This window comes from Hymenobacter busanensis (genome assembly GCF_008727865.1).
GTDB lineage: Bacteria > Bacteroidota > Bacteroidia > Cytophagales > Hymenobacteraceae > Solirubrum > Solirubrum busanense.
Genome location: NZ_VTWU01000003.1, coordinates 591,104 through 604,485, shown reverse-complemented (window position 1 = coordinate 604,485; position 13,382 = coordinate 591,104). Strand labels below are relative to the sequence as shown.

At 63.0% G+C, this 13,382-nt stretch carries 23 protein-coding genes; 1 reads left to right on the top strand and 22 read right to left on the bottom strand.

Annotated features, from left to right (window positions below):
- Positions 1-15: 15 nt before the first annotated feature.
- On the bottom strand, positions 16-228 hold the full coding sequence (locus tag F0P96_RS10540; protein WP_151078819.1) for a hypothetical protein: 213 nt from the start codon (positions 226-228) through the stop codon (positions 16-18).
- A 1-nt stretch (position 229) separates the two neighbouring features.
- A complete protein-coding gene (locus F0P96_RS10535) occupies positions 230-559 on the bottom strand; it encodes a hypothetical protein (protein WP_151078818.1) in 330 nt (109 codons plus the stop codon).
- A gap of 56 nt (positions 560-615) precedes the next feature.
- Between F0P96_RS10535 and F0P96_RS10530 the strand changes: the two genes are divergently transcribed.
- The gene (locus F0P96_RS10530; protein WP_151078817.1) at positions 616-804 is read left to right on the top strand and encodes a hypothetical protein; all 189 of its coding nucleotides are present in this window, start codon (positions 616-618) and stop codon (positions 802-804) included.
- Positions 805-856: 52 nt separating this feature from the next.
- On the opposite strand, the gene F0P96_RS10525 is transcribed toward F0P96_RS10530, so the two are convergent.
- From F0P96_RS10525 to F0P96_RS10430, 20 genes are all read right to left on the bottom strand, one after another.
- Positions 857-1,150: a hypothetical protein gene (locus tag F0P96_RS10525; RefSeq protein ID WP_151078816.1), complete on the bottom strand. Its 294-nt coding sequence runs from the start codon at positions 1,148-1,150 to the stop codon at positions 857-859.
- Between the two features lie 35 nt (positions 1,151-1,185).
- Positions 1,186-2,088, bottom strand: coding sequence for a hypothetical protein (locus F0P96_RS10520; RefSeq protein ID WP_151078815.1), 903 nt, complete (start codon positions 2,086-2,088; stop codon positions 1,186-1,188).
- Positions 2,089-2,295: a hypothetical protein gene (locus tag F0P96_RS10515; RefSeq protein ID WP_151078814.1), complete on the bottom strand. Its 207-nt coding sequence runs from the start codon at positions 2,293-2,295 to the stop codon at positions 2,089-2,091.
- Positions 2,295-4,136, bottom strand: a complete 1,842-nt coding sequence (locus F0P96_RS10510) for a hypothetical protein (protein ID WP_151078813.1) — start codon at positions 4,134-4,136, stop codon at positions 2,295-2,297. The genes F0P96_RS10515 and F0P96_RS10510 overlap by 1 nt, the downstream gene beginning before the upstream one ends.
- Before the next feature lie 260 nt (positions 4,137-4,396).
- Positions 4,397-5,869, bottom strand: coding sequence for a phage terminase large subunit (locus F0P96_RS10505; RefSeq protein WP_151078812.1), 1,473 nt, complete (start codon positions 5,867-5,869; stop codon positions 4,397-4,399).
- Entirely contained in the window at positions 5,853-6,614 is a 762-nt protein-coding gene (locus F0P96_RS10500; protein ID WP_151078811.1) for a terminase small subunit, read from the bottom strand. The genes F0P96_RS10505 and F0P96_RS10500 overlap by 17 nt, the downstream gene beginning before the upstream one ends.
- 41 nt (positions 6,615-6,655) lie before the next feature.
- A complete protein-coding gene (locus F0P96_RS10495; RefSeq protein ID WP_151078810.1) occupies positions 6,656-7,195 on the bottom strand; it encodes a hypothetical protein in 540 nt (179 codons plus the stop codon).
- Positions 7,196-7,275: 80 nt separating this feature from the next.
- Positions 7,276-7,569 (bottom strand): hypothetical protein, encoded by a 294-nt coding sequence (locus F0P96_RS10490; RefSeq protein ID WP_151078809.1) that lies wholly within the window; start codon positions 7,567-7,569, stop codon positions 7,276-7,278.
- Between the two features lie 131 nt (positions 7,570-7,700).
- Positions 7,701-7,961 (bottom strand): hypothetical protein, encoded by a 261-nt coding sequence (locus tag F0P96_RS10485; protein WP_151078808.1) that lies wholly within the window; start codon positions 7,959-7,961, stop codon positions 7,701-7,703.
- 56 nt (positions 7,962-8,017) lie between these two features.
- Positions 8,018-8,314, bottom strand: coding sequence for a hypothetical protein (locus F0P96_RS10480; RefSeq protein WP_151078807.1), 297 nt, complete (start codon positions 8,312-8,314; stop codon positions 8,018-8,020).
- 10 nt (positions 8,315-8,324) lie between these two features.
- Entirely contained in the window at positions 8,325-8,663 is a 339-nt protein-coding gene (locus F0P96_RS10475; RefSeq protein WP_151078806.1) for a hypothetical protein, read from the bottom strand.
- Complete coding sequence (locus F0P96_RS10470; protein ID WP_151078805.1) at positions 8,656-8,838, bottom strand: hypothetical protein; 183 nt, start codon at positions 8,836-8,838, stop codon at positions 8,656-8,658. The genes F0P96_RS10475 and F0P96_RS10470 overlap by 8 nt, the downstream gene beginning before the upstream one ends.
- Entirely contained in the window at positions 8,835-9,269 is a 435-nt protein-coding gene (locus tag F0P96_RS10465; protein ID WP_151078804.1) for a hypothetical protein, read from the bottom strand. Before F0P96_RS10465 ends, F0P96_RS10470 begins: the two co-directional genes overlap by 4 nt.
- A 7-nt stretch (positions 9,270-9,276) precedes the next feature.
- Positions 9,277-9,480 carry a hypothetical protein gene (locus F0P96_RS10460; RefSeq protein WP_151078803.1) on the bottom strand — a complete coding sequence of 68 codons (204 nt, stop codon included), beginning with the start codon at positions 9,478-9,480 and terminating at the stop codon, positions 9,277-9,279.
- A gap of 74 nt (positions 9,481-9,554) precedes the next feature.
- Positions 9,555-9,764, bottom strand: a complete 210-nt coding sequence (locus tag F0P96_RS10455; RefSeq protein WP_151078802.1) for a hypothetical protein — start codon at positions 9,762-9,764, stop codon at positions 9,555-9,557.
- Positions 9,765-9,805: 41 nt separating this feature from the next.
- Positions 9,806-10,834 (bottom strand): DnaB-like helicase C-terminal domain-containing protein, encoded by a 1,029-nt coding sequence (locus tag F0P96_RS10450; protein ID WP_151078801.1) that lies wholly within the window; start codon positions 10,832-10,834, stop codon positions 9,806-9,808.
- Positions 10,831-11,256, bottom strand: a complete 426-nt coding sequence (locus F0P96_RS10445) for a hypothetical protein (protein ID WP_151078800.1) — start codon at positions 11,254-11,256, stop codon at positions 10,831-10,833. The genes F0P96_RS10450 and F0P96_RS10445 overlap by 4 nt, the downstream gene beginning before the upstream one ends.
- Positions 11,253-12,179 carry a YdaU family protein gene (locus tag F0P96_RS10440; protein ID WP_151078799.1) on the bottom strand — a complete coding sequence of 309 codons (927 nt, stop codon included), beginning with the start codon at positions 12,177-12,179 and terminating at the stop codon, positions 11,253-11,255. Before F0P96_RS10440 ends, F0P96_RS10445 begins: the two co-directional genes overlap by 4 nt.
- A complete protein-coding gene (locus F0P96_RS10435; protein ID WP_151078798.1) occupies positions 12,176-12,589 on the bottom strand; it encodes a hypothetical protein in 414 nt (137 codons plus the stop codon). Before F0P96_RS10435 ends, F0P96_RS10440 begins: the two co-directional genes overlap by 4 nt.
- Positions 12,586-13,284, bottom strand: coding sequence for a hypothetical protein (locus F0P96_RS10430; RefSeq protein WP_151078797.1), 699 nt, complete (start codon positions 13,282-13,284; stop codon positions 12,586-12,588). Before F0P96_RS10430 ends, F0P96_RS10435 begins: the two co-directional genes overlap by 4 nt.
- Positions 13,285-13,382: the final 98 nt, after the last annotated feature.

Genomic DNA, 13,382 nt, shown 5'->3' with positions numbered 1-13,382 from the left:
AGGTGTTGTGCGGCGTTAAGCCGCGGGTGTGTTTTTCTTGGCTGATTTTTCCCCTTCGCCCGATTCGGGGCGCAAGTCCGAGGGCTTGGCGGCCTCTTTCTCAGCGGGCAACTCCGTCACGTCGTACTTGTGTAGGGTGCGGTTTTGCTTGAGGGCGTCGATTACTTCTTGCCCGACCGTTTCCGCCGGGGCTTGGCCCAGTTGGAGCTTGTAGCGTTTCGTTGCCATGCTACTTGAGGTCAGAGGGTTTGCTTACCACCGACTCGTATTGCTCCACCTCCTTGCCGATCAGGTCCCAGGTTGCTTGGGGCAACTCTTGCACCAGGCCGGTTTCCTTGTGGCGTTTGCTCACCAGGGCCTCGCGGCCTTTGGCAGCAGGGGCGGCGGTTTCTTCGGTGCCAACCGGGTTGGCGTCGCGGTGGGCCTTGATGGCTTCCGTTAGCTTCTCGCGGGTGTCGAGTTCGGGCGCGGCTTCAGAGCCGACCTCTTCGAGGTGGATGGCGCGCAGCTCGGCCTCACTCTTGTTGGAGAGGCCCGGGCGGGATGGGGTTTTGGACATAACAGGGAGGCGTTGGGTGAGAACCACTTGCTTGTGGACTCAAACCACGCCGCCCGATGCGCTACCCGAAAGCCCTACCTTTGGGCATGCCCACTCCCAAGCACCCCTACGGCTCCCGCCTGATTCGCCTGTGGCTGCGGCGACACCTGTTGCAGCTGGCGCCGAGCGGCTTCGTGGTAGCCACGGTGGGCCCGTATGTGGTCAGCGGCTTCAACCGGCGGCTGCGCACGGTGAGCCGGATGTAAACAAAAAGCCCCGCCGTGTTCGGGCGGGGCTTCGGTGTGGATGTGCTTGAGCCTACTTGCCGGTGGCTTTGCCCATGCCAAGGAGTTGCTTGGTGAACTGAATGTCAGCTTCAATTCCTTTCAAGGCCACTAGGGCGCCATCACCACCGCCCTTTAAGTCGTAATCCTCCTCTTTGTACTCGCCCGGGGCGACCTTAGAGAGAATCAGCAACAACATTTCGTGCTGCTGCTTGACGCGCTGTTCGATTCGATCAAGCACAAGCATGGAGGCAAGCATGTGTTCAGCCTGTGACATGCTGATAGCAACCACTTCGTTTTCTGGTAATGGAGTTTGTTCGTTTGCCATTGATAGCAGCGGTTAAGTGAAGCCCCAACCTACCACTATTCCCCGATATAGAGTACTCCTTTCCCGTCTTCTTTCAATTCCGGCCGCAGGCGCATGGCCACGCTGTTGGGAATGAAGTGGTACCCGTGGCGGCAGTTGTGGCCGCCGGCATCGGTGAGCGGGTTGTAGTCGGCGTTCTTGCCGTGGAACTCCCCCGCTTTCTTGTTGCTGTAGCCCCCGTAGGTATCCTTCGCCGTGCCGAAACGCGCTATTTCCTCCCGCAGAAACACCTTGCCGTTGCGCGCCACGCAGAACGGGCGGCTGCTGTCGATGAGCCCGCCCTGGTACAAGGCCGCCTGCAACTGCAGTTCCTCGGCCGCGAGTCCTTGCAGGGCCCGGTCGGCGCGCTGGTAGGTGTCGGGCGCGTCGCGGTGCAACTGGTGGTAGAGGCCCTGGGTGGGTTTGTCGCTGGAACCCTGCACCAGGTCGCTCAAGCCCTGCTGGTACTCCCGCAGCCCTACCCCGGCGGCTTGGGAGCGGTAGGCGTACTGGAGCAGCGCGCGTTGGGCGGAGGTGTCGCCCACGAACGTGGCCAAGTAGCCGGCCGGCGTCAGGTTGCCAGCGGCATCGATGCCGAACGACTGCCGCAGGTAGGCTTCTAACGGGCGGCGGAGGGCGGCGTAGTTGGTCGAGCCGTCGACGGCGGAGAAGTAGCGGATTTGCAGCCCGGCGAGCGTGAGCACGCTTTGCCCGTAGTAGGCCACGAAGGGCAGGTACACCGACTGGGTGAACTCCGCCAGCAGGCCCGGTAGCAGCTCGGGCTTGTCGAGCGTGTCTTGCAGGCGCAGCAGCAGCCCTTCGTACAGGCGCCGTTGGATAGCCGACAAATGCCCGGCCAGCTCGTCTTCCAACGACTGAATGGCGGCGAGGCGTTGGCGGGCGGCTTCTTCGGGGCTCATTTACGCGGGCGCTACGCTGTAGCCGGTGGCTTCGGCTACGATGAACTCGTTGAGGCGGCAGACAACCGGGCCGGCGGCCGTGGCAACGCCCACCGACCCATCGGCGGCATTGAGCGAGCCGGGGACCAAGACGCCGCGGCGTTGCAGGCGCTTGTATTGGGCACTCGTGCCCAGCCATTGCTCGGGCTTGCGTCGGGGTGTGGTCATTAGGCGGTTGCCGCGGCGGGCGGGTTAAAGGTTACGCGGGGGAACGTGCCCGACCCCGTAGCGCTGGGCAGCTTCGCCAGCAGCGCGGCCACTTCGGCGTCGACCAACTGCTGCTGCGCGGCGGGGGCCAGGTCGTAGAAGTTGGGGTTGGTGGTTTCGAGTCGGTAGAAAATGCTGTCCTGGTGGGTGCGTAGTACGCGTTCTTCGGCTGTGATGTAGCCCAAGGCGGCCAGTTGGAGCACGTAGGCATCCGACCCACCCACGAATGGTACGAACCGTAGCTTGACCTCCATCTTGCGCCGCTCTTCGGGGTTGTCGGCAAACTTGCGGCGGATGATGTCGCGGTACTTCTGCTCCAGGTACATGGTGTCGAGCCCGGCTTTCTGGGCCTCGCCAAACGCGGCTTCGAGGTCCTGCAGGCTCGGGGGAATCAGGTCCTTGGGGTACTCGTACACCACCGACAAGCCTTGCGCCACGTCGACGTAGGCCGCCGAGACGGTGGCCGCGTGCACGTAGAGGCGCGAGAGGCATTCGGCCAAGGGCATGAGCGCCGTGTTCTTCTGGTCGGCTTCGGCCAGCCGCTCGGTGGCGGTGCGGGCGACGGTGACCTGCGAGAGCGTTTCGGTGTTGAACAAGGTCCGCTGCGCCCGCTTCACCAGGTACTCGGCGTATTCCATCTGGAACTTGGGAATGCCGATGTCGGGCGAGCTGAAGTGCACCATCTCCGAGAGCTTGAACTTCAGGTCGGCCATGTCCTTGGGCAGCGGGAACGTGTTCACGTCGAGTGCCGAAGTGGCAATGGGGCTTTGGCCGGAGCCGTGGCAGACGGTGCAGGTGTCCTGGGTCGTGGGGTTGCGGCCGTTGATGCAGGCCTGCTGGTGGGCCACGTCGCCCGGGCAGGCAGGCACGTACTGGGTTTTGTGCGGGTGCATGACCTTGGCCATGACCACGTCGAACTCCGAGCCGGTCTTGAGTTCCTTTTCCAGGAAGCACAGGGCCGGGTGCAAGGGGCTCACGAAGGTGCGGCGCTGGGTTTCGGGGTCGGGCACGTAGCCGATGGGGGCCGCGGGCACCCGGCCGGCATTGTGGCGCAACACCCGGTACTCCCATACCTGCGTGCCCTGCTCGCTGCGCAAGACCCCATCGGCGGGCCGGCCGGCGGGCAGCGTGGATACTTGGGCGCCGCCCACGGTGAGCACGGGCCAGTAGTCGATGCTTTCGTTGTCGAGGTAGCAGGTGTAGCGCGAGCCGGTAATGCCGTCCACGCTCACGTCGAGGCGGAACGTGACGTACTCCACCACCCCGGCCACGCGGGCGAAGTCCACGGCGGCCTCGCAGGGCATGAGCACCGGGTAGGGCCGGGCGCGCTCGGTGCGGAAGTCGAAAGGCAGAAACTCCGTGAGCAGCCACGCGTTCGGGTCCGTCATGGCTTCCGACTGCACGACGTGCTCGGCCAAATAGTCCTCAATGGGCCGGTTGGCGTAGTACTGATCGACCGCCGAGAGCAGGATGGCCGTGCGGCGGGTGCGCTCGTCGTCGGAGAGGTCGGCCGGGTAGTCGAACCGGCGTTCCACGTTGCTGCCCTTCAGGCGGCTGACCTGCTGAAACGGGGTGCTCAGCTCCTTCCACACGGCCGGGGCGGTGCTGATGGTCAGCGCCTGGCGCACGGCAAACTCGGCTTCGGACTCGCGGCTGACGTAGCGGCGGAGCAGCGAGGCGATGTTGCCCGTGGCGAACTTGCGGTTGCGCGCGGCGTGCGCTACGCAGTGGGCGTAGTCGGGATGGGTGCCGCCGGTCAGAATCAGCGGTTCGACGCGGGCGCGGGCTTGTTCTACGTTCATAAGCAGGCGCGGCCGCGTGGCAAGGCCGCACGACAAAGCAACCGCGGGCGGGGTTCGGCGGAAAGGCTGTGCTTATTTGTAGACCGCTTCCACGCGTTTAACCAGCACGCCCGAACCACGCGGAAACCTGCTTCGAAAAGCCCGAAGAGCCGTGGCGCGGTCTGGGGCCGGAATCAATAGATCTTCTTCTGTGGCTCGTTGCCACCGGTAGCAATAGGTAATCAGGTAATGCAGGTTCATGGGGCCAATATACCCCGGGGCTACCGCCCGTCTTTGAACGCTTCGTACTGGCCGGCCAACACCGTGCACAGCCAGTAGTCGAACACGTCGCTGAAGTGGCCGCGTATCTCGTAGGTCGCGCCCAGCACCTTGTCGTGGTACTTCTCCTTCAGCTTGCCGTCGATGCCCTTCTGGGTCAGCTCCAAATCGGCAATGAGTTCGGTGCACGCCGGATCAATCTGCACCTCTACGTTGTGCAAGCCTCCTGCGAGCAAGTAGTTGATGAAGTCGCGGCGGCGGTCCACGTTGGGGTTGCGCCGTAGCCAGAGGTCGGCCGAATCGCCGTGCAAGGCCCCCGGGATGCGGTTGCCATCGACGGTTTCGAAGCCCATCAGGGCCGATTGCACGTCCTGAAAGTTGCTTTCGCGTTCCTCCCCCACCTTGCGGTTGCGCAGCGAAGCATCGCCCGTCAAGTACACGCTGCTCTGCTGCCACCCCTGCGCCTGCCGGTCCAACAGGAACTGCCGGCCCGTGTTGCGAATGCCGCTGTTGGGGCTGCGCAGCGCGTATTCCCGAAACACGCGCAGCTGCAGCTTCCCGCCCTGGCTGCGCGTGTCGAGGGCTTGGGCGCAGAGCATGGCGCAGTACGGCAGGCTGTTGGCGTCCCACGATTGCAGGATGTTGACGCCCGGTACGTAGTCCGTGGGTTTTACGTGGGTGGCCCGGCTGAAGCGCGGGTAGAACTCGTTGCCGGTTTCCTTCTTGGCCCACAGGCCCAAGTACCAGACGCGGTACCGGTACGGATTGGTGAATTCGTAGCCCTTGTATTGGGCCACCCGCTCCTTGGGCGCCCATCGGTTGTCGCGGATGCTGGAATGCAGCACCGTAAACGGGCGGCGCACCACCTCGTCGTCCACTTCCACGTCGATGCTGCCCGCAAAGCTGGTGTCGTTGGCGTGGCCCGTCGCGTCGAAGAACTTCTTCCAGATCCAGAAGCTCTTGTAGTCTTCTTGGTGGTCAGGGTTGAAGGTGAACACCTCCTGGATCACTGCCCCGGCGTGCGAGGTGCGCAAGGTGGTGCCCACAATGTCGTGGTCGTCTTCGCTGATTTCGTTGGCCTCTTCGTACCACGCATGCGTCGGGTCCTTGGTCGACTTCACCTTCTTGGGGTTGTCGAGCCCGCGGGCCACGAAGAGGTTTTTGCTGCCCTTGCAGCGAATCACGCAGGGACTGATGCCCCACGTAAACAGATCGTCTATGCCTTCCCGTTCGGCTACGGCCTTGAGCGTGGCCCATTGGCTATCGGCTACCGTGTCGCCAATCTTGCGGGCCATAATGCACTTGAAGTAGGGCAGCGTCAGGCAGTCGAGCAACAGCTTCAGGGCCACGAAGTCGCTTTTGCTGCTGTCACGACCGCCCCACAGCAGCAGGTACCGGTCGTAGTTATCGAACAGGGGAAAGAACCGCTCGTTTACCGCGTCCGGCAGTATTTCCAACTCAAGCTCCCGTTCCATCCGGTGCTACGGGCGATTTGCCGCCGATGCGACGCACGACGCGCTGCGGCTGCAGTTGCTTGTTGTCCTTCTCGTAGAGGCCGTGCATGCGGGCCAGCTTATCCAGCGCGGCATCGGCGGCGTAGGTCTCGACAACAACGCCCTCTTTCGTGTGCTTGAAGGATTTGATACGGCCGCCATCTTTGGCTTCTGCCAGGGCAACCAAGTCCAGTTCGGCAACCCGGCGCACAACAGGGCGGCCGGGCACCAGCCGGGTAACATCATCCCCCCACTTGTCTACCTCAAATTCGTATTCGGCTATCTTCTCGTATAGCGCCGCTATCTTCTCATCAAAGGGCTTGCGACTTTCCTTGGTGAGCTTGTTGCGCCCAATGAAGGCCTCTAGGTGCTTGATCTCGTTGCGGGCGTGGCTGATGAGTACCGTGACATACTGTTCTACTTGCTCATAGCCTTGCACCTCCCGAATAACCATGTAGTCATTGAGCCGCGACTGCGCTATTTCGGAAGTCATTTTGGTTACCTCCGCCGGGCCCAGCGCGAGCGAGGCAAGCCGCTCGGCAATGGCAGCCTTAATCTCAGGTTTCTTCAGGTTCTCCGACCCGATAGAATACGCCGTCGATGGGGAGTAGCCGGCGCGTTTTGCCGCTTGGGTGGCGTTGCCGTCCACGCAGTACTCTTCCACAAACCGTTGCTGCTTGGTGGTAAACCCTTGCTCGTCTACTGCGTCGTCCGCTTCAATACTCATGGCGCTATCAAAGGTCTGAGGGGCATGCGTCGGCCGAAAGCCTAGGGCCACAACGCCAGCTGGGCGGGGTCGGTGTAGCGGGCCTTCCGGCGCTGGGTGCGCAGGATGGGCTTGGGCAACTCGTGCACCGGCTCGGGCTTGGCGGGCGTGAGCTTCACCCGCCGGGGCTGCCCTTTGCCCAGGCCGGCGGCGCGGCAGTGGCCTTTGTCGTCGGGGCGGTCGGTGGCCAGCTCGGCTTCGCGCTGCAGCAGGTGGCGCTCCAGCTTCAGGACGTGTCCCACGAAGTCAGCCAGCGGCAGCGCATCGAGGGCGGCGGCGGCTTCGGGCAGCTCGTCGGCGTCCATGCGGGCAATGAGTTCGGGTACCTCGTACTGCAGGCGCTCTTCGGCGGCGTGTACCTGCTTGCGCCGGAGTCCTTCCCCAAAACAGGCGACCAGCAGCGTGTCGAGGTCGGCGGCGAAGAGGGCCTGGCGGTAGGCGCGTTGCAGGCGCTGTTCCAGGGCGTAGGCCGAGGCGGGCGTTTCGCGGCCGGTGTAGAAGGGTTGGGCGCTCGGCGTGGCGCTGGCGTAGAGGCGGAGCATGGGCTTTCGGGTAGCGGGAACGGGGCTACACGAAGGAACGCCGGGCGGAAAGCGGAAATAGTGCTACGGCCCCGCAAAACTTATCCGATGGGCACCAGGGCGTACCGGGCGGCGTTGTCGCGCACCGGCGTAAAGAGGTAGCGGCCCGCGGGCGGGCACTGGCCGGCGGCACGTAGTTGAATGTGCCCGCCGTGGCCTGCCGTGCGGTACAGGTGGCATTCGCCGGCGCCGACCTGCCACAGTTGCGGGGTGCACCCGGGGCGAACCTTGGGCGGCTCGTAGAAGCAAATGCCTTCCGCGTCGCGCCCAAACAAGGCCACGGCTTCGCTGCTGGGTGTTACCCGTCCATCAGGGTAAACGGTGAGCGTTGGCACATTTCGAGGCAACGCCACCCGCCCCCCTCCCTCCACCACCCGTGCCGGGGTCGGTGCCGGAACAGCAGGGGAAGAGGCCAGATTGGGGGTGCCCAGGAAGGCAGAGGGGGTGGAGAAGGGCGGTTTAGAGGTCATTTGCGCTCAAACTTGGCTTTTAGACGCAGGTACTCGGCGTGTTCGGGGTCGTTTTCAGCCGCCACTTGGTCGGCATACTTACGCCAAGCCGGCGGCAACACACCCTGAAATCCGTAGCGGTAGTACTCCACCGCCGTGCGCAAATCGGTCGCGCCTCGGTCGCCGTATTCGCCTGATTGCCCGGCCTGCAAGGTTCTCAGGTCCGCCTCTTTCAGGATGTGGTCGATGACTTGGTTGATGTGAATGTCTTGGCTCATCGCAGGGGTTCGCGCCTACCGGGCGCGGCGGAGGGGCAAAAGGTTGGTTTTTAGAGCTACAGGGCCCATCTTTCAGCGTAATCGGGGCCAACCTGAATGCCGCTGTAGTTCTCTGCGGGGGTCGGGCTGCCAAGCAAGCCGACGTACCCGACGCATTCAATGATGCGGTGGTGGTCGCCCCATTCGCGCAGTTGGTGGGCCACGTGCTGCACCATCTCCCGTGCGGTGGTGTCCGGGTCGCCGGTTGCCAACTCGCGGTAGGAGGCCAAGGCTTCTTGAAATTCGGGCGACTCTTCGTCGTAGGCAAGTTCAATCTCGCTGGTAAACTCAAGCGTCAATTTCATCAGTTTCATGGCTTCGGGGTTAGGACTGGGGAAGAATACCGGCGGCTTCGGCGGCGCGGCACAGGGTGTCGGCTTGGGCGGTGGTGAGGCCGTGGGCGGTGAAGCGCAGGCCCTCGTAGTCGGGCCATTTGGCCAGGGCGAACCGGGGGCGCAGCGCGGCGTCTTTGGTTTGGTCGGGAGTGGCGACGATTCGGGGCTTTTTAGGCGCGTCAGGAGCATCGGCCGGTTCCGGCACTAACTTGTCTGTCTGGGCGGCCGAAGTCGCAGCAGGCGGCACCTGTGGGCGCGTGGCGGGGCGTGGCGTCTCTGAGACGATGCGGCAGTTGGGCGGCAGGGTCTTGAAGCGGGCGCTAGCCATTCCGCTTGGCGGCTTTGCGGGCTCGTTTTGCAGCAGCCTTGCGGTTGCGCTCGGCAGCGCCTTCGTTTGTCTCTTCGTGGTTGATGCGCTCGGGGAACCGGAGCCCAGGCATTAACCCCCCACCCAGAGCGGCGCTCATCAGCGCCAACGGGAGAATCTTCTTGAGGTAGCTCATTGCTGTACAGGTTCAGGCGTGGGAGAATCGTTGTCTAGGTCGATGCCGAGGTGGCGGGCGGCCTCTTCCAATCGGCGCTGCAGCCTCGCATTCAGCCTCTCAGCGAGGTCCGTGTAGTCCTTCATGCCCAGCGGCGCGTCTTGCGGCAGCACCAGGGGCCGGGTCGCCTCCCGCAGCGCGTCGGCGGTCTGCACCCGCTGCAGCGTCAGGGCTTCTTCCAAGGCGTTTCGCTCTAGGGTGAGGGCCGCGAGGGCGGTTTGGGCTTGTGTTTGGTAGTTAAGCGCGACGTTCATCAGGGCAGTAACCCGGCCTTTGACGCCTCCTTTTGCCAAGGCGGCGACCATCAAGGCATTCATCAGCGCCGCTTCATCGGTCAACAAGTCCGGCGGCCCGCCCGGTGCGGGGGCGTGGTGTGTGGGGGTGTCGTTCATGGTGGGGCTAGGTGAGTGTGAAGTAGCGGCGGATGGTGGACAGGTCATACCGAACGGGGAAATCCCTCGGCACCCACTCTTCCCGCAGTTCATACAGCACTTCGCCGCGCGGTGATTGGAATTTGCCGACGACGAGGGCGGTGTGCGTCGGGTTGTCCTTAGCCACCAGATGGCAGCCGTTTATTAAGTCCTTGTGTTGGATGCGGGGCATGGCAGTAGGTCGTGTGGCTCTTGTTAGGAAAGAAGCTGGGGCGTGGGGGTGTCGTTCATGGGAGGGCACGAGGGCTAGCGTGGAATGGTCAGGATGTCACCGGTTTTGTAGGCGAAGAGCAGCGCACAACCAACAGGCTCGCTTTTGACAAAGACCTCTGTGTGCTTAAAGTGGTCCTGTAGGATGATGGAATCCGGCGAGTGCGCCACCACGGCAATCGGGTGCGTAAGCCGGTGAAAGCGCTTAGCGGGATTATCGAACAGGCAGCGGAGGAAGGCTTTCATGGTCTCGGGGCTACTGGGTAAGGAGGGAGGCGGCGGGGCCGTTAATTCCAGGGCATTTCTTGGGCCGCGGTGTCGAAAGAGGACGGCGGCAGGTCGGTCAGCTTGCGCGGCACACCCGGCGCGTTGAAGCTGACCGAATCGAGCGGGTGGCTGTCGTCGCCTACTTCGGGGTAGTAGCGGCTTTGCGGCACGTTGTAGGTCAGCGTGAGCGTGCCGGGCTTGCCGACGCGCCCCTGCTTCTTGATTTTGTGCACCAGCAGCTCCGTCATCGGGTCGGGAAAGGCCGGGCGGTAGACGGCCAGCACGTTGTCGGCTTTGTTGTTCCACATCTTGCCGCCCGAAATGGAGTAGGCATCGGGGCACGCCAGCTTGCCGTTTTTGTCCTTCACGTTGCCCGCCGGGTGGGCCGTTACCCACACCGACCAGTCGCGTTCCTTCGCCACCCGGCGCAGCATGCTCAGCTGCTCCGACAGGTACAGGTCTTCGCGGGTGGCAAACTCGTGGCTGAGCTGGTTCCAGGGGTCAATCAGGATGCCGTCGAAACCCTTGCCGCCGGCGGCGCGGTCGGTTTTGTCGAGGCGCACGAACTCGTCAATCAAGGCTTTGGGGGTGGCCCCTTCCGGTGCGGTAACGACGACGAAGTGCTCCAGAATCCAATCGAGGGCCTGGGTCAGCTCGTCCATCGTCATGCGGTCGTGCCCGGCGGCGTAGTTGGCGGTGCGACCCACGAGCATTTGGGCCATGTCCACGTAGAAGTCGTCCTCGTTTTCGGCCACGTAGAGCAGGAACCGCCACTGCTTGCGGGCGGCCTTGATGAGCATCAGGTGGTGCACGAAGCGGCTTTTGCCGTGGTTGGGGTAGCCGGTGCAGATGGTGATTTCCTTCTTGAGCCACTTCCAAAACGGGTCAAGGGCAGGCCAGTGGGTCGTTTCGCCGTTGCCGTGGCCGAACTTGTAGAAGTTCAGCGCGTCGGCTTTTACCTTGTCTTTGGGCAGCACCAGCAGCTTGGCGGCTGCCGCGGCGGGTTGTACTGCCAAGGGTTTGCGCAGGTCGTGGAGGGAGGCGGTCATGCGGCTTTGGTGCGGGGTTGTTGGGCGAGTAGGTGGGCATCCCACCCAGGGGCGAAGTGCGGCACGCCGTTGGGGTAGCGGGCCTGCAGGGTGGCGATAAGGGCGCTGCGGCGGTCGTGGACCTGCTGCACCTCGGCCGGCAAGGGCGGCAACTGAAACTCGAACGTGTCCAGCACCCGGTCAAGCAGGCGCAGGTTGCGGGCGGCTTCGTGTTGGGCCGTGGCCAGGGCGTCGGCAGCGGCTTCGGCGGCTTCCACCAAGTCCAGCTGCTCGGTCATGCCTTCGCGGCGGGTCTCAAGCGAAACGAGGCGGGCGGCGGCGTTCGGGGCCGTGGTGTCGAGCCGGTCGAATTGGCGTTGCAGCCACTCCCAATCCGATGCAAGGCGGGCCTTTACGCGGGCGGCGGCGGTCAGCAGGTTCATGGGTAGCGGCGGTTTTGGATGGGATGAATGATGGCGGTGGGCCAGTGCTGCTGGTAGGAGGCCACTTTCATGCGGGTGGCCACGTCGTCGTAGGGCCGGCAGTCAATGGCAATCACTTGGCCGGGGCGTTCCTTGCCGGGTTGGGGCCATTCCGTTTTCGGCGTCGGCTCCGTGGGCATGGTGTCGGTCAGGCGGCGCAGCGGGCCGTCTTTGGTCTGGTGCTCCAGCCACTTGCGAATCCAGCTGTTCCACTGGGCTATCGTGCGGCTCACGTCGGAGTCTTCGGCGGCGACCAGCATGGCTTTGCGGTAGTACTCGTAGTCGATGCCCTCGTAGCCGAGCCGGTCGCAGATGACGGCGAACGGGCGGGGCTTGGTCAGCGGCCCGTCGCGCCAGTGTTGTTCGTCGGCTGGGTTGGTAAGGGCTTGGGCTACCTGCTTGGCTTTGTCCGGAGGCGGCGCCTTTTCGTCTTCGTTAGAAGACTGTGACTGTGGTTGTGAAAGCAAACCAGATGGTTTTGATTTAATAACCTTTTGGTTTTCCTCAGAAACCTGTAGGTTTTCATTCGTAACCTTTTGGTTTTTCGTCGGCCGACCGCCCTTTTGGCCGTTGGCCGCCAACCGTTCGCGTCGGTCCTGTTGTTTGGCCGCCTCGAGCAAAAGCCGGGTGTTGAAGCGCAAGCCGTTTTCGGCTACGGGCCACTTGCCCAGCAACAGGTCTTTGCAGTCGTCCCATTGGTCGGGCGTCATGCGGCACAGGCGCCGCAACCGGCCTTCGTCGTTGGGCAAATAACCGGGCGTGTCCGACTGCCAGGAATGCATTAGCAGCAGCAGGTAGGCACCCACTTCGGCGGCACTCATCAGCTGCACATCCGAGGATGCCAGGAAGTCGCCGGTGTACAGGGGAAACCACGGCGCTTTCATTGCTCCACCCCGTTAGCGGTGAACAGCCCGCCGTTCTTCATGCGGAAGAAGGCGTAGGCTTGCGGATCGAGTTGCTGCATGCGCTCCATCTTCTTGGCAAAGGCTTCGGGAAACCGCCGGGCGTAGTCGGCCTTGTTGTTCTCCCAGAGGCAGTGCACGGGCCAACATTCCCATACCAGGTTGAGCGTATTCAGACGCTGCCGCTGGTGGCGTCCCTGGGTCAGAATGTGGCTGGGCGTCAGCGCCGGCGCCTGGCAGGCTTCCCCGCAGCTAAAGCAGGTGGCGGCCTTGGTGGCGTCGTACACCCGGCGCTTGGCCCGGTTCACTTGGCCCTGCTTCGGGCTCACGCGGGGCAAGCCGCCGGCGGGGCGCAAGGGGGTGGTGCGGTGGAGAGGGGTGCGGCGGTTCATGCTTCCACTCGCTTAAATTCCACCACCCACACCCAGGGGTTGGTAGCCCAACTGCCGAGCCCGTTTATCTTCTCCCAAAGGGTAGCGTAGGAATCCTTTGCGAAGTATTCAAAGGCCCAATCATCCAAGTAGTTCTCCCATTCTTGGCCGCCCTTCTTGTTTACGTGCACGAGGTTCACGCCCTCAGCCTTCGCATCTTCTTCGCTAATGTCCATCAGCCGCTCCACTCGTACCGACACGATTTCGAGCAGGAGGCGGCTGAGTGTGCGGGGCATGTGAATAGAAGGCTTCCAGCCACCCATCGCACCAACAGCTACGGTGGCAAAGTCTTCGTAATCGGCGCGGTACTTTGCCTTTTCCCGCACAAACGAGCCGCCCAACTGCTTCGGGCAAGCCCACGTTTCCCGTACATACAGCCGGTCGCCGGGTTGGCCGTAGGGGCACGCAACAAACTCATGCGCCAATAAGGAAGCTTTGGGGAAATCGTGCTTCCAAAGACCTCTGTTGACAACAAACTGCTTGCCTATGCTTTCAATCCATTCGGCGGCCCACTCGGGCTTGACCGCCTCAATACTGAGGGAGGGCTGCGGCTTCACAATGCGCCGCGTCTGGGTCTTAGCGCCGCTGAGGATAGCGCGCACCATCGGGGCGCTGAACAAGATGGGGCGTTCTTTGATTGCTTGTTGGGTTTCCATGTCGGAGGCGCTGAGATTGAAACGAAGTTAGGTAAAGACGTTATCTTTATCAAGTAAATACGTAAAGATATTATCTGTATCTTTGGTATACATTAGCC